Below are 20,508 nucleotides of genomic sequence, written 5' to 3'. Positions count from 1 at the left end.
GAGCGCAAATTTTATTTTCAACGCTTTAGGCTCGACCTTAAGTTTAATTTTCGTCTGTTGTTTTCACAACGTTTGGATTGTGATTAAACTGCCCTTTATGGGATTTGTAGTAAAGTAATCCATAGCCAATAATAGCTGAAAGGAATGAGCCAATAAGGATTCCTATTTTAGCAGAATCTATATACTCAGGATGTGTATTGAATGCCAAGCTGGCGATAAAAATAGCCATTGTAAATCCGATACCTGCTAAGAAAGATACTCCAATTATTTGCTTGTTTGTAATATCGCTAGGTACAGTGATAATTTTAAACTTTCTAGCTAAAAAGATTGTCGTTGATATTCCTATACTCTTCCCTAGAATTAAGCATATAATAATATTTATAACCAAGGTGTTCTCAAGTCCAGATTCACTAGAAAGTGCCACTCCAGCATTTGCAAGAGCAAAAATTGGAATTACAATAAATGCAACCACATTGTGAAGTTCGTGTTCTAAAGCCTGTAAAGGTGATCGGTACTTGTCTGCCCAATCCTCTAAGTCGTCAATCAGTACTAGCTGTTCAGCTGAAAGTACTGGTTTCTGAAGAATGGTGCTTTGTTTTATAGAATTTACAATTCCTTCAAGTTGATGAGAGAATTCGTGCGTGCTAATTTTTTGACGAACTGGTACGGCAAAAGCCATTAAAATACCCGCTAAAGTTGGGTGTAATCCAGCTTTTAGGAACAGCAACCAAACTATGAATCCAAAGAGCATAGTTAAATACTTAGAGTAAAAACCTTTGTAGCTAATGAAATAAACGAAGGCCAAAAATGCAAGTGCAGATCCCAATAACACAAGGTCTAAACTACCGCTATAGAAGATAGCAATTACAAGTACAGCACCTAAGTCGTCTACAATAGCAAATGCGGTTAAAAAAATCTTTAAACTTAAGGGAACACGGTCACCAAGAACTTTTAAAATTGCCAATGAAAAAGCAATATCGGTAGCCATAGGAATTCCCCAACCTTTAAGGGTTTCGGGGTTTTGGTTTATTAAAATAAACAGTAATACGGGCAATACAATTCCTCCCAGTGCCCCAAACAAAGGGAACATAACTTTTTTGGTGGAATTAAGTTCCCCAATTAAAAACTCCCTTTTAATCTCAAGACCAATCAAGAAAAAGAAAATGGCCATAAGCCCATCATTAACCCAAAGTAGCAAGGGTTTTTTCAATTCAAAATTATCGGTAACTATACCCAATTCATATTCCCAAAGTGATGAGTAACTATCTGCAAAGGGACTATTTGCCCAAACTAAAGCAATTATAGTAGTAGCTAGTAATAGGATACCAGTAGCACTTTGGAGTTTAACAAACTTTTGAAAAGGGGAGAGTATAGCTTCTTTCATATTCTATTTCTTATGTAAAGGGGGCAATATACCAAATTCGAGGTGGTTTTGTTATGTGTAGAAGGGTGCTTTAAATCGATTTATGAAAAAATTATGATTTTTTTAAGTACAACCCCACAACACGAATATATTTAAAATTAGTAAAAAACCTAGTTTAAGGCACATATAATACAGTGTACTTTTTTGATACTCCCTTCCATAGTGTTATCTTTGCACTCCAATTCAATAGCTTTAGCTAAAGAGTTAATAATATAAAGAAAGCAAGAATATGTTCGATAATTTAAGCGATAAGCTGGACAAAGCGTTACACGTATTAAAAGGTCACGGTAGTATTACCGAAGTAAACGTAGCAGAAACTTTAAAAGAAGTGCGTCGCGCTCTTTTGGATGCCGACGTTAACTTTAAAACTGCTAAGGAGTTTACCAATACAGTAAAAGAAAAAGCATTAGGTCAAGACGTACTTACTACACTTCAACCTGGTCAATTGATGGTTAAGTTGGTAAAAGACGAACTTACTCAATTGATGGGTGGTGAAACTGCTGGTATTAACTTAAGTGGTGCGCCTACTGTTATCTTAATGTCTGGTCTTCAGGGTAGTGGTAAAACCACATTCTCTGGAAAACTTGCTAATTTCTTAAAAACTAAAAAGACTAAGAAACCACTATTGGTTGCCTGTGATGTTTATCGTCCTGCAGCAATTAATCAGTTGCACGTAGTTGGAGACCAAATAGGTGTTGAGGTTTATAGTGAACCTGAAAATAAAAACCCTGTTCAAATAGCGCAAAACGCAATTGAACATGCTAAGACAAACGGATTTAATGTTGTTATTGTCGATACTGCTGGACGTTTGGCTATAGATGAAGCGATGATGACAGAAATCGCGAATGTTCACCAAGCAATAAATCCTCAGGAAACCCTTTTCGTTGTTGATGCCATGACAGGTCAAGATGCTGTAAATACAGCTAAAGCTTTTAACGAAAGGTTAAACTTTGATGGGGTTGTACTTACTAAATTAGATGGTGATACTCGTGGAGGTGCTGCCATCTCTATTAAGAGTGTTGTAAATAAACCAATTAAATTTATTGGTACTGGTGAAAAGATGGATGCCATCGATGTTTTCCACCCGGAACGTATGGCAGATCGTATCTTGGGGATGGGAGACGTTGTTTCCTTAGTTGAAAGAGCACAAGAACAATTTGACGAAGAAGAAGCAAGAAAACTTCAGAAGAAAATTGCTAAAAACCAATTTGGTTTTGACGATTTCCTTAACCAAATTCAACAGGTTAAGAAAATGGGTAGTATGAAGGATCTTGTAGGGATGATTCCTGGAGCTGGGAAGGCCCTAAAAGATGTTGATATTGATGACGATGCTTTTAAAGGAATTGAAGCTATTATTCATTCAATGACACCAACTGAAAGATCTCAGCCGTCTGTGATTAATGGAAGTAGGAAAAAGCGCATAGCTAAAGGTAGTGGAACTAGTGTTCAGCAAGTAAATCAATTGCTAAAGCAGTTTGATCAGATGAGCAAAATGATGAAAATGATGCAAGGTGGCGGCGGAAGAAAGATGATGCAAGCTATGAGTAAAATGCGTTAAACCTTCAAAAATTTTCAGAAAGAACTACTTTTTTAAAAGTTTTCCGATTGTTTATTTATCGCTTTGCTAATTTTTTTTTACTGTTTTTTTATAGCCATTGCAAATAATGTAGATGTCTAAAATTTTTAAAGATAAAAACAGCTTTAAAGCTAAAAGTGAAAAATTAAGTAAGTATATAATTATATTTTTTTGATAACCAGGCAAAGTTGGAGTGTGGTTTACAACTAACAGCAACAGCCGCTGAACACATTAAATTCAACCATGACTATTCTAGACGGAAAAAAAGTAAGTAACGATATTAAAAATGAGATTGCTGCCGAAGTTGAAAAGATGAAGGCAAAAAACGAAAAAGTTCCACATCTAGCTGCAATCATTGTAGGAAATGATGGTGCGAGTCTTACTTACGTTGGCAGTAAGGTTAAAGCCTGTGAACGTGTTGGTTTTGAATCTACACTAGTGCAAATGCCTGAAACAACGAGTGAGCTAGAGTTGTTGAAAAAAATTAAGGAATTAAATGAAGACGATAATATCGACGGATTTATAGTTCAACTTCCATTACCTCCACAAATTGATACACAAAAAGTATTACTTACGGTAGATCCTTCAAAAGATGTAGATGGTTTCCATCCTGAAAACTTTGGAAAAATGGCTTTGGATATGAGTACATTTATTCCAGCTACGCCATTTGGAATACTTGAATTACTTCAACGTTATAAAGTTGATACCAAAGGTAAACACACTGTCGTTATAGGAAGAAGCCATATTGTAGGGCGTCCTATGAGTATTTTAATGAGCCGTAAAGGTTGGCCAGGAAATAGTACTGTTACCCTAACACACAGTAATACAAAAAACATTTCTCAAATTACCACCCAAGCAGATATTATTATTTCAGCACTTGGAGTTCCTAACTTCCTAAAAGCTGAAATGGTTAAAGATGACGCTGTAATTATAGACGTGGGAATTACAAGAGTAGAAGACCCAAGCAAACCAAAAGGTTATGTGATTACAGGTGATGTAGATTTTGAAAATGTAAGCAAAAAAGCATCATTTATTACACCTGTTCCTGGTGGAGTTGGGCCAATGACTATTGCAATGCTGCTTAAAAACACATTGTTAGCAAGAGAACGAAGAAGGCATAATTAAGGCTTAAAGGCCTTTGCCTTCTTTTATTTTCCAATCGAGATATTTGTGTAGGTCACTTTCAATCCAACCTGTTCCTATAGCTAGTACTGAAACATCATCTATATACCCTATTCCTGGTATAAAATCTGGAATAATATCAAAAGGGTTAAGAACATATAGTAAAGCCAATACGATTGTTGCGATAGTAAACCACGGGATTTCAGGGTAGACTCTGTTCTTAATATCTTTAAGCATTCCTATCATAATTTTTCCTAGTTCGGCGTATTTTGATAAGGAATTAGCTCCGCTAAATTTCTTGTTTATTTCTTCTTCGTTTTGAAGAACGATCTCAACATCGTCATCGTTAATTTTAGCCACTTCCTCCTCTAAATAATCTTCAGTAACACCTGAATCTCGATTCCCTGGATTGAAGTTCTTTTTTGAAAATATTCCTTTAAATGACATAAATTTTTTCTTTTAAAGATACAATATTGCTGAGGTTGAAAGTTTTAAAATTTTGTTATAAAAATCAGGAATTGAGAAAATTAATTAAACCCTATAGTTCTCGCGGTTCTTCAGTTTGCTTTGAAGCCATATCTAACTTCCCGTATTCTTTTCTGTAAATCTTAACAATCACCATAAATAAGCTAATTAAGAGAGGGCCAAAAATTAGTCCAATAAACCCAAAGAGTGGTACTCCAACTATAACTCCTATTAAGGTAACTAAGGGATGTACATCATCTAGTTTTTTAAGAACATAAAGTCTAATAATGTTGTCTGTAGAACCTACTACTACAAATCCATAAATAAGAATACCCCAAGCTTGAAAGTTGTCTCCAGATGAAAGAGTGAGTACAAACACGGGTAAAATACCAACTAAAGTACCAACGAAAGGAATCATGCTTCCGATAGTTACAATAACGAACCAGAAAAAGGGATCTTCAATTCCAAAGATTAGAAATCCTATTAAAGCAACTATCCCTTGTGCTACAGCAACCAAGGGGATGCCTAAGGCGTTCGAGCGTACCATAGCCTGAATCTCTTTTCCAATTTCCTTAATGTTGTCACGATCCATCGGGATATAATCCTTTAAAGATTCTTTTAAATCTCTACGGTTAGTAAACATATAAAAGAGGATAAAGTACATAAGTCCAATTGCTATAAAAGCATTGAAAGTACCCCCTGCAAACCCTTGTAGGTTTTCGGTAAGCCATCCGGTAATTGCCGAAGTATCTATGTTTGAAACAAAATCGTAACCTAATCTCTCTTCTACATCCTTTAATTGGTTTTTAAGGGCGTTGATTACATCTGCTGAATTTTCCGCTGCTTTTCCTATTTTATTAGTTAGCATCCAGATAATTCCCGATATGGGAATCAAAATCCCAACAAAGGATATTACCATTAAGAAAGTAGCGGCTAATGATGGATTCCATTTTTTCTTTTTAACCAATTTAACCATCCATTTACGCATAAGTACATAAATAGTAATTGCTCCCAAAACGCCTGTGAGGTATGGTAAAAGTTCACGAAAAATAAGAGTACCCATTAAAAGAATGAGTAAAATCACGAAAACTTGTCTGATTATTTGTGGCGGTATTTCTTTCATTATTCAAATACTTAGGATTGGTTGTTAAAGCTTAGACTAATCACTTTAAATTTATTTACAATTTTGAATTTGTAAACTAATATAGAGAGATTAATTGGGTAGAAGGAGTGTTTTAAAAGAAAACCTCTTGATGACCAAGAGGTTTATTATTTAAGTTTGATCGGTATCTTTTCGGTTTTTTAAAAGACCAATTCCAGCAAGAAAGAATACTACTCCTAGTATTATAAGGGCCCAAGGGCTCATGCCAACATTAAGACTGCCAAAGGCTCCAAGAACACCCATCACTAGAGCAATACCTCCTGCTATTGTTAAAATAAAACCTAAAATTTTAATCATAATTCAGTTTTTTAATAGTTAATCGGATTAAAATTAAAGGAAACAAAACAATACTTAATGAATCTTAACAAAACCTTTGCAGCTATAAATTACTCTGCAGTTGGTTCCCATCCAATCATAAAGTATTTGAAAGGCGCATCATCTGGTATTTGAGTTGCTTCTACTTTAACTTCTGGATCGTATCTCAATTCTTCAGGAAGATGTTTTTTATCGATTGTAAGATATACGTCGGTATCTTTTAGGAAAACAACGATTGAATTAATGGTAGTTTGGATGTTTTCAACAGTATAGTTGGCTTTTACATCTTTAAACTTACTTGCAGAATTTAATCCTTTGTCTGTTTTAAAACGTGAATCGAAAACCTGAATATTAGTTATTGGTGAATTAGGGTCAGATTCATTTTTAGGTGAAAGTAGCATTAATTTCTTTCCTCCCTTTTCATATATTTCTACTTCTCCTTGAGTTTCTAAAGCATTAGGAGAAGAGCTTATTTTTACAATAGAATCATTTGCGAAAATTGAATCAATCTGCTTGATTTTAATTTCACTTGTCAAACTCCCAATAACTCCTTTATTAATTGTGTAAGGATCCTTCTCTTCTTTACATTGTACAAATAATAATGCCGCTACAGCACCTAAAATTAACGTCTTTTTCATTTATTTTTTTGTTATTCTGGTTTATAAGTTGTTTTAATATTTAATCCTATAAGGGATGTTATTTCATCATTTTACTTAAAATTCCTAGTACACTTCTTATTACAGTTGGGCTAGATATTGTTTTAATCCAAGGGTTTGTAGAGCTACTTCTTCTTGATGAAGAACGTCTGCTGCTAGATTTATTTGCAGCTTCCTTTTCTTTTTCTGCTTTTGCTTTTGCCTCTTCTCTGTTGGCGATTTCTATTTTCTCGGTCAACATTTCGTATGCACTCTCCCTGTTTATTACTTCGTTGTATTTGGGGATGAGTTTTGACTTCTTCAGCAAACTCTTTAATTCATCATCAGAAAGGATATCCATTCTACTCATTGGAGCACGAAGCATTGTACGCGCAAGTGGAGTAGGGATTCCTTTTTCATTTAAAGCACTCACTAAAGCTTCTCCAATTCCTAAGGCCGTTAAAACTTCATCGGTTTTATAATAATCAGAAAGTGGATAGTTTTCAGCAGTTAATTTTATAGCTTTTCTATCTTTTGCAGTGAAAGCTCGAAGTGCGTGTTGAATTTTCAATCCTAATTGACCCAAAACTGCGTCTGGTACATCGGTAGGATTTTGAGTTACGAAGTAAAGTCCAACACCTTTTGATCGAATTAACTTAACAATACTTTCAATTTGATTAAGTAAGGCGCTACTTGCTTCTTTAAAAATTAAGTGTGCTTCATCTATAAAAATAACTAACTCTGGTCTTCCGCTATCTCCTTGTTCCGGGAATGTAGCATATATTTCAGCCAGAAGACTAAGCATAAACGTTGAAAATAATTTTGGGCGATCTTGAATATCAGTCAACCTAATAATGTTGATATATCCCATACCATTTTCATCTATACGAAGTAAATCTTGTGGGTCGAATGATTTTTCACCAAAAAACAAATCGGCTCCTTGTTGTTCAAGTTCAATTACTTTACGAAGAATAGCTCCAGTTGAGGCGGTTGAAATTCTTCCGTACTCTTGGCTAAATTCATCTTTACCTTCTTCGGTGGTGTATTGCAGTATTTTTTTGAAGTCTTCTAAATCAAGAAGAGGCATTTTATGATCGTCGCAGTACTTAAATATAACTGAAACAATCCCCGACTGAGTATCGGTTAAGTCTAAAATTCTCGATAGTAAAACAGGGCCAAATTCGCTTACGGTTGCTCGTAGACGCACTCCTTCTTGGTCTGAAAGAGAAAGAATTTCAGCAGGAAATTGTTTTGCTTCGTAGGGAAAGCCAATTGCATTATGGCGTTCTTCAATTTTAGCATTATTTTCTCCTGGTTGTGCAATCCCACTTAAATCACCTTTAACATCCATTAGCAAAACAGGAATTCCTTTTTCAGAAAGATTTTCTGCGAGAATTTGAAGTGTTTTTGTTTTTCCTGTTCCCGTCGCTCCAGCTATAAGCCCGTGACGGTTAAGTGTTTTTAATGGGATTTTTATAAAAGTATCTTTAATAGTTTCTCCGTCCAGCATCGCTGAACCTAGGTTTATAAAGTCACCTTTGGTCTGGTATCCAGAGTTAATGCTATCTATAAAAGCTTGCTTTCTATCCATCTTCATAAATTTTGTTCAAATGTAAGAAATATAAGCGCCAAATCATTTAAAGCACCTAGTTCCAAGTGCAAAATTTCAAAAAATCTTTTAAAATTTATTCATATTAGTAAATTCAAGTTTTTAATTTTTGGTTTTTAGGGTTTTTGCTAACAAATAAAGTATTTTTGCAGCGATGAAAAAGGAAATACAAAATTTGGTTAATAAGGGAGTTATGCTTCCTTTAATGGAGGAATTCTACACTATTCAAGGTGAAGGATTTCACAAGGGAACTGCTGCTTATTTTATAAGAGTTGGTGGTTGCGATGTTGGTTGCCATTGGTGTGATGTTAAGGAAAGTTGGAATGCAGATTTACACCCGCCAACAGCAATTGAAACAATTGTTGAAAATGCAGATAAATATTCAAAAACTATTGTGATAACGGGTGGAGAGCCGCTTACATGGGATATGGGGCCATTAACCGAAATGTTAAAGCAAAGAGAGATGCAAATTCACATTGAAACTTCTGGGGCGTATAAGCTCACAGGAACTTGGGATTGGATTTGCCTTTCACCGAAAAAATTGAAGTTGCCTACTGAAGAGGTTTATGAGAAAGCAAACGAATTGAAAGTAATTGTCTTTAATAAAGATGATTTCAGATTTGCTGAAGAACAAGCAGCTAAGGTAAATAAAGATTGTATTCTTTACTTACAACCAGAGTGGAGTAAACGTGAAAAAATGAGTCCATTAATTGTGGATTACGTTATGCAGAATCCACAGTGGAAAGTTTCACTTCAAACGCATAAATATTTAAATATTCCATAAGGTTTATTTTATAAATGTAAAGCGCCAATTTTCAATATCAATTATGAAATTTGGCGCTTTTTTATATTGTATTAAGCGTTGGTTAAATCCTTTTAAAAGGAATCTCAACATAATGATCATCCCAGCCTATAAGTAGAGTGGTGCCTTTGTTGTCTGTTTTAAAAATCATTGAAAGTGTCTCTATTGGAGCAACAGCTTGTACACAGGGAACTTCAATTCGTGCAACATCTTTTTCTTTTTGGTAGTTAAAAGCACCCCAAGCATTTGTTTCGCTATTAATTATAATAGTCCAACTATCGGTATTAGGAATTGTATAAAGAGTGTATGAGCCAGGTTGAAGTAAAGTCTTTCCGAACATCAGTGGTTCGTATGTAGTGAGTTCTGTTGCTTCATTTGCTCCTGTACGCCAAACTTCATTATAAGGCACTAGCCCTCCAAAAATATCTCTACCGTTTTTTTCTGGCCTACTGTATATAACTCTTGCTAACGGAGGCGCATTTTTAGATGGTCTAGCAATTGCCAAGTCCATTGGTGAGGCATCCCGGTTAGGGAAGCTTTGGGCATTTAAATTTTGAAAACCAAATGCCGTTAGGGTGATAAAAAATATGAAGAGTGATTTTTTCATGTATTGATTTTCAGAATTCTTACTGTTTAGACGATTGAATTAAAAATTTGTTTCATATAATATATAAAAAGTATGTTTAAAATGCGGATTTTCAATATGATTATAGTTTTAAACGTAAAATAATGCCGAAATAGTGTTTAATTTTTAGGGGTAAATTCAAAACTTAATATTGTGATTTAAAAAACAATGTTTTTTCACAGTTATTTGTTAATAACTTAGCGTATATATTTAGCGTAAACCCCTGATTTTATTGGGGATTTCGTTATATTTGTTCATTACGAAAAAAACTGAAAATCATTCAAATAATTATATGAGCGAAGAACAGAAAAAAGGTAGCTACGGCGCCGACCAGATTCAAGCGTTAGAGGGAATGGAGCACGTGCGCATGCGTCCATCGATGTATATAGGGGACGTAGGTGTTCGAGGGTTGCACCACTTGGTTTACGAGGTGGTTGATAACTCCATTGATGAAGCAATGGGAGGCTATTGCGATACGATAAAAGTTATTATTAATGAAGATAATTCGATATCTGTTGAGGATAACGGACGTGGAATTCCAGTAGATATCCATAAAAAAGAAGGAGTTTCAGCACTTGAGGTTGTAATGACCAAAATTGGAGCTGGAGGTAAATTCGATAAAGATTCTTATAAAGTGTCAGGAGGACTTCACGGAGTTGGGGTTTCTGTTGTAAACGCACTGGCTGAAAAGTTAACTGCAACTGTTTATCGCGATGGTAAAATTTACGAGCAGTCTTATGAGCGTGGAAAAGCAATGCACCCTGTTAAGGTTGTTGGTGAAACAGATCAACGTGGTACAATTGTTACCTTTAAACCTGATGGAGATATATTCAAACAAACACTTGAGTATAGTTATGATACGCTTGCAAGTAGAATGCGCGAGCTTGCTTTTCTAAATAGAGGTTTAACTATTTATGTTACAGATAAGCGTCATAAAAATGACAAAGGCGAATTTGAAACAGAAAAATTCCACAGTGAAGAAGGTTTAAAAGAATTTATTCGCTTCTTGGATGGAAATCGTGAGCCAATTATTGGTGGTGTGATTGCTATGGAAGGCGAAAAGAATGATATTCCTGTTGAAGTTGCTATGATTTATAACACTTCTTATAGTGAGAATTTACATTCTTATGTAAACAATATTAATACTCACGAAGGGGGTACACACCTTTCTGGTTTCCGTGCAGGGTTAACACGAACTTTGAAAAAGTATGCGGATGCTTCAGGAATGTTGGACAAACTTAAGTTTGAAATTGCAGGTGATGATTTCCGTGAAGGATTAACTGCGATTATTTCTGTAAAAGTACAGGAACCTCAGTTTGAGGGTCAGACCAAAACAAAATTAGGGAACCGTGAGGTGACTGCAGCAGTGAGTCAAGCAGTTTCTGAAATGCTTGAAATTTATTTGGAAGAAAATCCAAACGATGCAAAAACGATTGTTCAAAAAGTAATCTTAGCGGCTCAAGCCCGTCACGCAGCTAAAAAAGCTCGTGAAATGGTACAGCGTAAAACTGTAATGAGCGGTGGTGGATTACCAGGAAAGTTATCAGATTGTGCTGAACAAGATCCAACAAAATGTGAAGTATTCCTTGTGGAGGGAGATTCGGCAGGTGGTACGGCTAAACAAGGCCGTGATCGTGATTTCCAAGCTATTCTTCCGCTTCGAGGTAAAATTCTGAACGTTGAAAAAGCGATGCATCACAAGGTTTTTGAAAACGAAGAAATCAGAAATATTTACACGGCTCTAGGTGTAACTATCGGAACTGAAGATGATAGTAAAGCGCTTAACCTTTCAAAATTACGTTATCATAAAGTAGTAATTATGTGTGATGCGGATGTGGATGGTAGCCACATTGCAACATTAATTCTTACATTCTTCTTCCGATATATGAGAGAACTCGTTGAAGCTGGTTGTGTTTATATTGCAACACCACCACTTTACTTAGTGAAGAAAGGAGCTAAGAAAGATTACGCTTGGAGTGATAAAGAACGTGACGAACTAAACGAGAAGTTTGGTGGTAGCGCTTCAATCCAACGATACAAAGGTTTAGGGGAGATGAATGCTGAGCAACTTTGGGATACAACTATGAATCCTGAATTTAGAACGCTTCGTCAAGTAACTATTGATAATGGAATAGAAGCAGATAGAGTTTTCTCTATGCTAATGGGAGATGAGGTTCCACCAAGACGTGAGTTTATTGAGAAAAATGCAATTTATGCGAATATTGACGCATAATCTGTCAGCTTACAAAATCTTGTAAGTATAATGAAAACCCATTCCTAATTTTTTAGGAATGGGTTTTCTAGTTTTTAACCGTTTGTTATCATAATTTTAAGCAGATAATAGTACTTTTGTGACAAGTTCAGAATGAGCTTTGAAATAGGTGTCAAAATATAATTTTCTTTAACGATTTGACCACTATTAACAATAACCACATAATGATTAATTAAAAAGATATGAAAGTAACAGTTGTAGGAGCAGGTGCTGTTGGCGCAAGTTGTGCAGAGTACATTGCTATTAAAGATTTTGCAAGTGAAGTAGTTTTATTAGACATTAAAGAAGGTTTTGCTGAAGGAAAAGCGATGGACCTTATGCAAACAGCTTCTTTAAATGGATTTGACACTAAAATCACTGGTGTAACTAGCGATTACTCTAAAACTGCTGGTAGTGATATTTGCGTAATTACAAGTGGTATCCCACGTAAGCCAGGAATGACTCGTGAGGAATTAATTGGTATTAATGCTGGAATTGTAAAGGATGTTTCTTCTAACCTTGTAAAGCATTCTCCTGATACTATTATTATAGTAGTTAGTAATCCAATGGATACTATGGCTTATTTAGTTCATAAAACTTCAGGATTGCCTAAAAACAGAATTATCGGAATGGGAGGTGCATTAGATAGCGCTCGTTTTAAATACCGTTTGGCTGAAGCTTTAGGTGCGCCTATTAGTGATGTTGATGGAATGGTAATTGGTGGTCATAGCGATACTGGTATGGTGCCATTAACTAGATTGGCTACAAGAAACAGTGTTCCTGTGTCTAAATTCATTTCTGAAGAAAGATTAAACCAAGTTAAAGAAGATACTAAAGTAGGTGGTGCTACACTTACAAAATTATTAGGTACTTCAGCATGGTATGCTCCAGGAGCTGCGGTTTCTGCTTTAGTTCAAGCAATTGCTTGCGACCAAAAGAAAATGTTCCCTTGCTCAGTTATGCTAGATGGTCAATACGGATTGAAAGATATTTGCATTGGTGCTCCAGTAATTTTAGGACGTAATGGAGTTGAAGAAATCGTTGAAATTGAATTAAACGATGCGGAAAAAGCACACATACAAGAAAGTGCTGCAGGTGTACGTAAAACTAACGATTTGTTAGAATTGTAAACCCGAGTTTTATTTTAAAAATATAAGACCTGTCAGGAAATCAATTCTTGACAGGTCTTTTTTTATCTCTATTTCAATTCCCTTTAATCCCAAAAGATGAATAATGTTTTAGGATTTTTCAAAAAGGAAGACATCAAATTGTGTTACGGGATTTCTTCGTTTCCAGGTGTTTTCGCTAGTCTGAAAATATATAGACCTGTCAGGTTTTGAAAACCTGACAGGTCTATTTTAGTTAATCTTCATTTTCCTTTAACCTCAAAATGTTGAACGATGTTTTTGAGGTTTAGTTTTTATTCTGGTGTTTTATAGCGTAGCGGTCTTAAGTCTCATCTCTCAAGTCTCACTACTAACTACCCACATTTAGACGATCCGCAATCCTTGCAGGTCAAACATCCTTCTTGGTAAATAAGTGATGTGCTATTACAGTTTTCACACTTCTGCTTTCTAGCTTCTGTGCCATCAACAATGTAGCGCTTTAATGCACGAGCAACGCCGTTTTTCCAAGTATTTATGCTTTCGGTGTCTAATTGTAAACTGTTGATTAATTCCACAGCTTTTTCAATTGGCATACCGTGTCTAAGTGTGCTAGAAATCAATTTTGCGTAATTCCAGTATTCTGGGTTGAATTTATGCGATAGCCCTTCAATAGTCGTTTTATAGCCTCTTTTATTTTTGTATTGGAAGTCGTATCGTGAGCTTCCATCTTCGTTGCGGTTTTTGATGATAACACCATTGTTTACCCAACGCGGAATTAAAATTCCATCTTCATCATCTGCGAAACCAGTGAAAATTTCATAAGGTTTACCGTCTATAAGGCCGATAAAAGCAATCCATTTGTCTTTGTTATTTTGGAAGCGAACAACATCAGCTTCTAAAACTTCAGGACGTTTTGTAGGAAAAGCAGTAAGAGTTTCATTTTCTTCTTCCTCTTTCTTTTCGTCATTAGAAATTAAAACTCCAGAGCGAGAGCCGTCGCGATACACCGTAACACCTTTACATCCTGCTTGCCAAGCTTCTAAATATAGTTTTCCTACTAATTCTTCAGTGGCATCATTAGGAAGGTTAATGGTTACAGAAATAGAATGATCTACCCATTTTTGTACTGCGCCCTGCATTTTTACTTTACTCAACCAATCCACATCGTTTGATGTTGCTTTGTAGTATGGAGATTTCTTAACAATATTGTTTAGTTCTTCTTGAGAATAATTTTTATCAGTTGAAATCCCATTTACTTCCATCCATTGTTTAAATCGGTGGTGGAAAACAACGTACTCTTCCCAGCTATCGCCAACTTCATCAACAAAATCTACACGTACATTTTTATCGTTCGGATTTACTTTTCTTCTTCGTTTGTAAACAGGCATAAAAACTGGTTCGATTCCAGAGCTAGTTTGTGTCATTAAGCTAGTTGTACCGGTAGGCGCGATGGTGAGTAAGGCAATATTTCTTCGCCCAAATTCCAACATATCGTAATAAAGTTTCTCATCAGCATCTTTTAAGCGAAGAATAAAAGGATTTTCTTTTTCTCTTTCGCTATCAAATATTTTGAAAGCACCTCTGTCTTTTGCTGTATAAACTGAAGCTCGATACGCTTCTAAGGCAAGGGTTTTATGTATTTTAACTGAAAAATCATTTCCTTCTTTACTGCCATACTTGATGCCTAAAGCAGCAAGCATATCGCCTTCGGCAGTAATTCCGATTCCGGTTCTTCTACCTTCCTCAGCTTTTCTTTTAATATTCAACCAAAGATTTCTTTCAACTGATTTTACTTCGTCAGTTTGAGGATCAGCATCAATTTTTGCAAGAATAGCATCAACTTTTTCAAGTTCTAAATCGATGATGTCATCCATTATTTTTTGTGCGATAACAATGTGTTTTTTGAAAAGCTCGAAATTGAATTCAGCCTTTTTTGTAAACGGATTTTCAACGTATGAAAATAAGTTGATAGCTAATAAACGGCAAGAATCGTAAGGACAAAGCGGGATTTCACCACAAGGGTTTGTAGAAACAGTTTTGTAGCCAAGGTCTGCATAACAGTCTGGTACCGATTCGTTAATAATTGTATCCCAAAAGAGAATTCCAGGTTCAGCAGATTTCCATGCGTTATGTACAATTTTCTTCCAAAGTTTTTCAGCCTCTATTTCTTTTGAGTATTTTGGATTGTTACTAAAAATAGGGTATTTCTGTGTATAGTTTTTTCCGTCTTTTACAGCTTGCATAAACGCATCGTCAATTCGCACAGAAACGTTGGCGCCAGTTACCTTGCCTTGTTCCATTTTGGCGTCGATAAACTCCTCAGAATCTGGATGGTTTATAGAGACTGAAAGCATTAATGCTCCACGACGTCCATCCTGTGCAACTTCACGAGTAGAGTTTGAATAACGCTCCATAAACGGAACGATACCCGTTGAGGTTAGGGCAGAGTTTTTAACTGGCGAACCCTTCGGGCGTATATGTGAAAGGTCGTGACCAACCCCGCCACGACGCTTCATTAGCTGTACTTGCTCTTGATCTATTTTCATAATTCCACCATAGGAATCTGAGTCTCCATCATTGCCAATTACGAAACAATTAGAAAGTGAGGCAATTTGGTAAGGGTTGCCAATTCCAGCCATCGGACTTCCTTGAGGGACAATGTATTTAAAGTCTTTTATGGCTTCAAAAATCTCTTCTTCAGTTAAAGGATTTGGATAACGTTGCTCTACTCTGGCAATTTCACTAGCGATACGACGGTGCATATCGTTAGGTGTTTTTTCGTAAATATTTCCATCAGAATCTTTAAGAGCGTATTTATTTACCCAAACGCGGGCTGCAAGATCATCACCCTTAAAGTACTCAACAGAAGCTTTAAAAGCTTCATCTTGGCTGTAAATTTTAGGGGTAGGGACGGCTGTTTTAATTGACATATATTTAGGTAATTAGAAGGTTGTAGGTATTGAGTTTTAAAGTAGGTAAATATAACAAATTAGTTACTTCATTTTAAGGTTAAAAAATAAAGTTGTCATGAAAATAAACTTAAATAACTGAAAAAGAGTGACATAAAAATTTATTAACATTAAAAAGTTGACAAATTTTGAAAATTAATTTTGGGGTGGTTATTCGTTATTTTTTAATGATATTTTTATCCGAAATGGGTAAAGGGCAATGATAAAAGTCATGTTTTGAAAGAGTTTATATGTCTTATATTTGTAGGGTGAAAAATGTAATCCTCATATTAATTTCTGTTTTAATGTTCACAAAGCCATTATGGCCTGTAGTGGATTATATTGCAAATTATGATTACATCGTTAACGTACTTTGTGAAAATATAGATAAACCAGAGCTTGAATGTGATGGAAAGTGTTATTTAAGTAAAGAGCTTGCAAAAGAAGCGGGAGCTGATGATAAAAATCCGCTAAACAGCAAAACTTCAAAAACCGAAATTCCTCAGGTTATTATTTCTGAAAATGTAAATGAATATGAGTTTGTACTTCAAGCTGACCATACTTCTATTGAGGAAATCGGGTATTTGCCTAATTTGAATTCCTTATTATTAACTTCAAGTATTTACCACCCTCCGCAGTTGGGATAATTTTTACTGGCTATCGCTTTTATTTCTGACGGAATATTTTATAGCGATTAATCAATTATAAATTATCAAAACATTAGAAAATGAAATTATCTATAGATGTATTTCCTTCAAGGGGAATGCTTGTGGGTAGTCTAGTGGGTGCATTATTATGTGGAAATTTATCGCCATTGCACGCGCAAGAATATCCTATAGACAGCCTGAAACTAATAAATCTAAGTGAGGTTGTTGTTATTTCGGCAGGGAAACAATTAGATCATCAAAAGCAACATAAACCATTGTCGACACTCGATGAGTTTTTAGAAACTGCTCGAAGTATTAAAATGGTAAAACGTGGTGCTTATGCATGGGAGCCAACCATGAACGATATGGCCTCTGAGCGTCTTGCAATTACACTAGATGGTATGCAGATTTTTGGAGCCTGTACCGATAAAATGGATCCAATAACTTCTTATGTAGATGTGTCTAATTTGTCTGAAGCGCAAATAGGCTCGGGACAGCAAGGTGCGGCGTTTGGAAACACAATTGGAGGTGGGATAAATTTAAAATTAGACAAAAGTAATTTTAAGCCTACTGGCTGGACGGGTTCTTTGGAAACAGGATATGAAACCAACAATAAAATGCGAGTTTTTGGCGGAGAGTTGAATTATTCCGATGAAAATTTCTATTTCAATACTGATGTAATATACCGTAAAGCCGATAATTATAAAGCTGGAGGGGGTCAAGAGGTGAAGTATTCGCAATATGAGAAATATAACTTTTCGGTTAATTCGGGCTATAAATTGGCAGATGATAAATCAATAACTGCTTCCATAATATATGATGAAGCTAGAGATGTTGGTTACCCAGCATTAACCATGGATGTTTCTTTAGCTCGCGCGGTTATTGGGTCTATTGGTTATAATCAAGACACTTTATTTGGTGAGTTTAATAACTGGGAATCTAAAGTTTACTACAACACAATAAAGCATGTGATGGATGACACCACCCGTCCTGATGTAGTAATACATATGGATATGCCAGGTTGGAGTGAAACTGCTGGATTTTATACTCAGGCTAACTTAGATAAAGAGAAAAATCATTTCATGTTTAAGTTAGACGGCTATTACAATAAGTCATATGCCGAAATGACGATGTATCCTGTTAACCCGAATGAACAGCCAATGTTTATGCTAACTTGGCCGGATGTTCGCACTAAAAATGTTGGGTTTTATGCTGAAGACCATATAGACTTTAACGAATCATCATTAAAACTTTCAACTAGGTTGTCTTATCATTCCAACACTGTGGAGGATGATTTTGGATTGAATAGCTTGAAGATTTTTTATCCAAATATGGAAAGAACTAATAGCCGTTTCCTGAAAAGTTTCTCATCTCAATATCATAAGGCGTTGGGTGATTTTCATTTAAATGGTGGGATTTCTTATGGTGAACGGGCACCTTCAGTTTCGGAAGGGTATGGGTTCTATTTGTTTAACAGTTTTGATAACCACGATTATATTGGAGATCCAAATTTAAAAACTGAAAGATCGACAGATGTAAATCTTTCAATAACTTTTAAAAAGCCGATTTTTGAAATTACTGCTTCTGCTAATTATTTTCACGTGTTCGATTATATCATTGGACAGCTTGAAAATTCGTTAAGCACAATGACTATTGGGGCTTCAGGGGTTAAAATCTACTCAAACATCGATTTTGCACAACTGTTTAATGCTTCTCTTTTTGGAAGATATAGTATCTCGAATGCTTTTAAATTATCTGGAAATATTTCATACCACAGAGGCGCGGATGACGATGGTGAGAACTTGCCATTAATAAGCCCGGTGTCTTATGGTGGGGCTCTAGATTTTTATAAAAATCAATATTCGGCATCGCTTTCAATAGAAGGAGCGGGTGAGCAAAGTAATTACAATCCTGCTTACGGGGAAACGAAAACTGCAGCTTATGCAACTCTATCAGCTAGCTTCGGAAAACGTTTCTTTATTAATGATAACGATCTTTTTGTAAAAGCAGGAATTCAAAACATTTTAGACACAAACTATTCTTCTTACACCGATTGGAATAATATTCCGAGGATGGGGAGAAATGTTTACGCAACAATTTCTTATGCAATAAATTAATTTTAAAAACCTTAATAAAAATGAAAACACTTAAATATATATTCGCATTTCTTTTAATATCAATATCAGTTATAAGTTGTTCTGACGACGATGATAGTACTTCAATAGAGGTTAACCCAGTTGAAGGGTTAAGTAAGATTTATGAAATTTCAGCTGCAAATCACGTTGTTGAAATCTATTCAGAGAAACAAAATCTTGAAATTGGTTATAATGAAATCTCTATTAGAATTAAAGATTTAACAACAGATAAATACATAAATGATGCTGAATTGAGTTGGATGCCAATGATGAATATGACGGATAGAACTCATTCTGCGCCACATAGTATGTTGAATAACGCAGAAGAAAGTACAGTTTACAAAGGTCATATCGTTTTTCAAATGGCAAGCAATGAAACAGAATATTGGGAGCTAAAACTTAATTATAATTTAAATGGTGAATCTGTTGAAGGGGTAACAAGGATTACAGTCTTACAACCAAATGACGGAATGGTAAAAACTCAAGTATTTATGGGGGTAGATGGTGTTAAATATGTTTTAGCATACGTTGGGCCTCAAAATCCTGAAGTAGCTTTAAACGATATGCAAGCTGTTCTCTACAAAATGGAGGACATGATGAATTTTCCTGTTGTTGAAAATTTTAAAATAACAATTGATCCTCGTATGCCTGGAATGGGAAATCACAGTTCGCCAAATAATAGAGATTTAACGTACGATTCGGTTAATAACATGTACAACGGAAAACTGTCATTAACGATGACTGGTTATTGGAAAATTAATTTAAAGTTGTTAAACCAAGCTGGTGAAATTTTAAAAGGTGAAGATGTTACTGAAGATAATCCGGAAAGTAGTCTTTACTTTGAATTAGAATTTTGATTCTAATTACAAGAAGATTTAACTATAAATCAATTAGGGAATTATAAAACTTAAAGACTGTAGCGATACAGTCTTTATTTTTTTATATTTGGCACGTGAACTGGAGATGGTATCTTACTGGAATAACAATTGCTCTTGCTTTTTTAGGAATAAGCATAGACAAAGCTACGCTTCCAAATCAGGAAATTGTAGTGCAATTTGATGCTAATTCCGTTAGCTCTGATGAAGCAAATCACGCCATTTCTGAAATTACTTCGCAACTTAAGAGTATTGGAATTGACGATGTGCAAATATCTAAATTTCAAGATGGCAAATTAACGGTAGCATATTACAGTGCTATTGATGTTGCAGTAGTAAAGAATCTGTTTAACAGTCAAAATAAACTTCAAATTGACGAGACAGATTTCACAAAAAATGATAATCGTACTGAGTTTCCTTATTCGTCTGACTCCAAGATTTACAAGTTGGAAGTAGTTGTAATTCAAAAAGATTTTAATACAGATTCAGGTCTTCAAGGATTACCAGTTGCAACTAAACATTTAAAAGATCAGTACTTAAACCCCATTGTATCATTAAGAGCTTCAGAAATTGAGGTAATTTATAAAACGGGATATGATGCTGTTGCTTTTAAGAATTACCGCAAACTTTCACTTTTAATAGACAATACCTCATACAAAATACCAGAGGTAAGAGCAGGTCCTTTTTCTTAATTTCTACACATTATAGAGTTGAGGTCTACCTGTAGATTTCACTTTTTTGAAAATTTTATGGGTGATTTACCTTTAAAGTTTACTACAACTTATTTAAACACAATCATATTGTCAGATATA

General features: G+C 35.2%; 17 protein-coding genes. 9 read left to right on the top strand and 8 right to left on the bottom strand.

Going from position 1 to position 20,508, the window contains the following annotated elements:
- Positions 1-43: 43 nt before the first annotated feature.
- A complete protein-coding gene (nhaA, locus tag FHP04_RS06850) occupies positions 44-1,384 on the bottom strand; it encodes a Na+/H+ antiporter NhaA (RefSeq protein WP_139855352.1) in 1,341 nt (446 codons plus the stop codon).
- Positions 1,385-1,652: 268 nt separating this feature from the next.
- Here nhaA and ffh point away from each other — a divergent pair, with 268 nt between their 5' ends.
- Both ffh and FHP04_RS06840 read left to right on the top strand, forming a co-directional pair.
- On the top strand, positions 1,653-2,981 hold the full coding sequence (gene ffh, locus FHP04_RS06845; protein ID WP_139855350.1) for a signal recognition particle protein: 1,329 nt from the start codon (positions 1,653-1,655) through the stop codon (positions 2,979-2,981).
- Between the two features lie 261 nt (positions 2,982-3,242).
- Positions 3,243-4,124 carry a bifunctional 5,10-methylenetetrahydrofolate dehydrogenase/5,10-methenyltetrahydrofolate cyclohydrolase gene (locus FHP04_RS06840; protein ID WP_139855348.1) on the top strand — a complete coding sequence of 294 codons (882 nt, stop codon included), beginning with the start codon at positions 3,243-3,245 and terminating at the stop codon, positions 4,122-4,124.
- A gap of 3 nt (positions 4,125-4,127) precedes the next feature.
- On the opposite strand, the gene FHP04_RS06835 is transcribed toward FHP04_RS06840, so the two are convergent.
- The 5 genes from FHP04_RS06835 to FHP04_RS06815 form a co-directional block, all read right to left on the bottom strand.
- Complete coding sequence (locus FHP04_RS06835; protein WP_139855346.1) at positions 4,128-4,568, bottom strand: YkvA family protein; 441 nt, start codon at positions 4,566-4,568, stop codon at positions 4,128-4,130.
- A gap of 91 nt (positions 4,569-4,659) precedes the next feature.
- Positions 4,660-5,709 (bottom strand): AI-2E family transporter, encoded by a 1,050-nt coding sequence (locus FHP04_RS06830; RefSeq protein WP_139855344.1) that lies wholly within the window; start codon positions 5,707-5,709, stop codon positions 4,660-4,662.
- Between the two features lie 150 nt (positions 5,710-5,859).
- Positions 5,860-6,045, bottom strand: a complete 186-nt coding sequence (locus FHP04_RS06825) for a hypothetical protein (protein WP_139855342.1) — start codon at positions 6,043-6,045, stop codon at positions 5,860-5,862.
- Between the two features lie 89 nt (positions 6,046-6,134).
- Positions 6,135-6,701 carry a hypothetical protein gene (locus FHP04_RS06820; protein ID WP_139855340.1) on the bottom strand — a complete coding sequence of 189 codons (567 nt, stop codon included), beginning with the start codon at positions 6,699-6,701 and terminating at the stop codon, positions 6,135-6,137.
- Positions 6,702-6,759: 58 nt separating this feature from the next.
- Entirely contained in the window at positions 6,760-8,289 is a 1,530-nt protein-coding gene (locus FHP04_RS06815; protein WP_139855338.1) for a helicase HerA-like domain-containing protein, read from the bottom strand.
- 172 nt (positions 8,290-8,461) lie between these two features.
- Here FHP04_RS06815 and FHP04_RS06810 point away from each other — a divergent pair, with 172 nt between their 5' ends.
- The gene (locus FHP04_RS06810; RefSeq protein ID WP_139855336.1) at positions 8,462-9,091 is read left to right on the top strand and encodes a 7-carboxy-7-deazaguanine synthase QueE; all 630 of its coding nucleotides are present in this window, start codon (positions 8,462-8,464) and stop codon (positions 9,089-9,091) included.
- Between the two features lie 82 nt (positions 9,092-9,173).
- Here the strand turns inward: FHP04_RS06810 and FHP04_RS06805 are convergent, their stop codons facing one another.
- The gene (locus FHP04_RS06805; RefSeq protein ID WP_139855334.1) at positions 9,174-9,716 is read right to left on the bottom strand and encodes a DUF2911 domain-containing protein; all 543 of its coding nucleotides are present in this window, start codon (positions 9,714-9,716) and stop codon (positions 9,174-9,176) included.
- Between the two features lie 310 nt (positions 9,717-10,026).
- Here FHP04_RS06805 and gyrB point away from each other — a divergent pair, with 310 nt between their 5' ends.
- Together gyrB and mdh are read left to right on the top strand one after the other, a co-directional pair.
- Positions 10,027-11,967, top strand: a complete 1,941-nt coding sequence (gyrB, locus tag FHP04_RS06800) for a DNA topoisomerase (ATP-hydrolyzing) subunit B (RefSeq protein WP_139855332.1) — start codon at positions 10,027-10,029, stop codon at positions 11,965-11,967.
- 221 nt (positions 11,968-12,188) lie between these two features.
- Positions 12,189-13,115 carry a malate dehydrogenase gene (gene mdh, locus FHP04_RS06795; RefSeq protein ID WP_139855330.1) on the top strand — a complete coding sequence of 309 codons (927 nt, stop codon included), beginning with the start codon at positions 12,189-12,191 and terminating at the stop codon, positions 13,113-13,115.
- A gap of 350 nt (positions 13,116-13,465) precedes the next feature.
- On the opposite strand, the gene FHP04_RS06790 is transcribed toward mdh, so the two are convergent.
- On the bottom strand, positions 13,466-16,021 hold the full coding sequence (locus tag FHP04_RS06790) for an adenosylcobalamin-dependent ribonucleoside-diphosphate reductase (protein ID WP_139855328.1): 2,556 nt from the start codon (positions 16,019-16,021) through the stop codon (positions 13,466-13,468).
- A 323-nt stretch (positions 16,022-16,344) separates the two neighbouring features.
- On the opposite strand from FHP04_RS06790, the gene FHP04_RS06785 reads away from it, so the two are divergent.
- The 4 genes from FHP04_RS06785 (at position 16,345) to FHP04_RS06770 (ending at position 20,388) form a co-directional block, all read left to right on the top strand.
- A complete protein-coding gene (locus FHP04_RS06785) occupies positions 16,345-16,686 on the top strand; it encodes a hypothetical protein (RefSeq protein WP_139855326.1) in 342 nt (113 codons plus the stop codon).
- Positions 16,687-16,766: 80 nt separating this feature from the next.
- Positions 16,767-18,803, top strand: a complete 2,037-nt coding sequence (locus FHP04_RS06780) for a TonB-dependent receptor (protein WP_139855324.1) — start codon at positions 16,767-16,769, stop codon at positions 18,801-18,803.
- Positions 18,804-18,823: 20 nt separating this feature from the next.
- On the top strand, positions 18,824-19,678 hold the full coding sequence (locus tag FHP04_RS06775; RefSeq protein WP_139855322.1) for a hypothetical protein: 855 nt from the start codon (positions 18,824-18,826) through the stop codon (positions 19,676-19,678).
- 95 nt (positions 19,679-19,773) lie between these two features.
- Complete coding sequence (locus FHP04_RS06770; RefSeq protein WP_139855320.1) at positions 19,774-20,388, top strand: hypothetical protein; 615 nt, start codon at positions 19,774-19,776, stop codon at positions 20,386-20,388.
- The last annotated feature ends 120 nt before the right edge of the window (positions 20,389-20,508 follow it).

The organism is Aequorivita sinensis, assembly GCF_006346335.1.
In the GTDB taxonomy this organism is placed as follows: domain Bacteria; phylum Bacteroidota; class Bacteroidia; order Flavobacteriales; family Flavobacteriaceae; genus Aequorivita; species Aequorivita sinensis.
This window is presented reverse-complemented; position numbering and strand designations above follow the sequence as displayed.

Bases quoted from the DNA above. Each gene is read 5' to 3' on its own strand.
- FHP04_RS06840 (WP_139855348.1), top strand. From the start codon at position 3,243: ATGACTATTCTAGACGGAAAAAAAGTAAGTAACGATATTAAAAATGAG.
- FHP04_RS06790 (WP_139855328.1), bottom strand. From the start codon at position 16,021: ATGTCAATTAAAACAGCCGTCCCTACCCCTAAAATTTACAGCCAAGAT.
- mdh (WP_139855330.1), top strand. From the start codon at position 12,189: ATGAAAGTAACAGTTGTAGGAGCAGGTGCTGTTGGCGCAAGTTGTGCA.
- FHP04_RS06805 (WP_139855334.1), bottom strand. From the start codon at position 9,716: ATGAAAAAATCACTCTTCATATTTTTTATCACCCTAACGGCATTTGGT.
- FHP04_RS06810 (WP_139855336.1), top strand. From the start codon at position 8,462: ATGAAAAAGGAAATACAAAATTTGGTTAATAAGGGAGTTATGCTTCCT.
- FHP04_RS06830 (WP_139855344.1), bottom strand. From the start codon at position 5,709: ATGAAAGAAATACCGCCACAAATAATCAGACAAGTTTTCGTGATTTTA.
- FHP04_RS06775 (WP_139855322.1), top strand. From the start codon at position 18,824: ATGAAAACACTTAAATATATATTCGCATTTCTTTTAATATCAATATCA.
- nhaA (WP_139855352.1), bottom strand. From the start codon at position 1,384: ATGAAAGAAGCTATACTCTCCCCTTTTCAAAAGTTTGTTAAACTCCAA.
- FHP04_RS06785 (WP_139855326.1), top strand. From the start codon at position 16,345: ATGTTCACAAAGCCATTATGGCCTGTAGTGGATTATATTGCAAATTAT.
- FHP04_RS06820 (WP_139855340.1), bottom strand. From the start codon at position 6,701: ATGAAAAAGACGTTAATTTTAGGTGCTGTAGCGGCATTATTATTTGTA.
- FHP04_RS06780 (WP_139855324.1), top strand. From the start codon at position 16,767: ATGAAATTATCTATAGATGTATTTCCTTCAAGGGGAATGCTTGTGGGT.
- gyrB (WP_139855332.1), top strand. From the start codon at position 10,027: ATGAGCGAAGAACAGAAAAAAGGTAGCTACGGCGCCGACCAGATTCAA.
- ffh (WP_139855350.1), top strand. From the start codon at position 1,653: ATGTTCGATAATTTAAGCGATAAGCTGGACAAAGCGTTACACGTATTA.
- FHP04_RS06835 (WP_139855346.1), bottom strand. From the start codon at position 4,568: ATGTCATTTAAAGGAATATTTTCAAAAAAGAACTTCAATCCAGGGAAT.
- FHP04_RS06815 (WP_139855338.1), bottom strand. From the start codon at position 8,289: ATGGATAGAAAGCAAGCTTTTATAGATAGCATTAACTCTGGATACCAG.
- FHP04_RS06825 (WP_139855342.1), bottom strand. From the start codon at position 6,045: ATGATTAAAATTTTAGGTTTTATTTTAACAATAGCAGGAGGTATTGCT.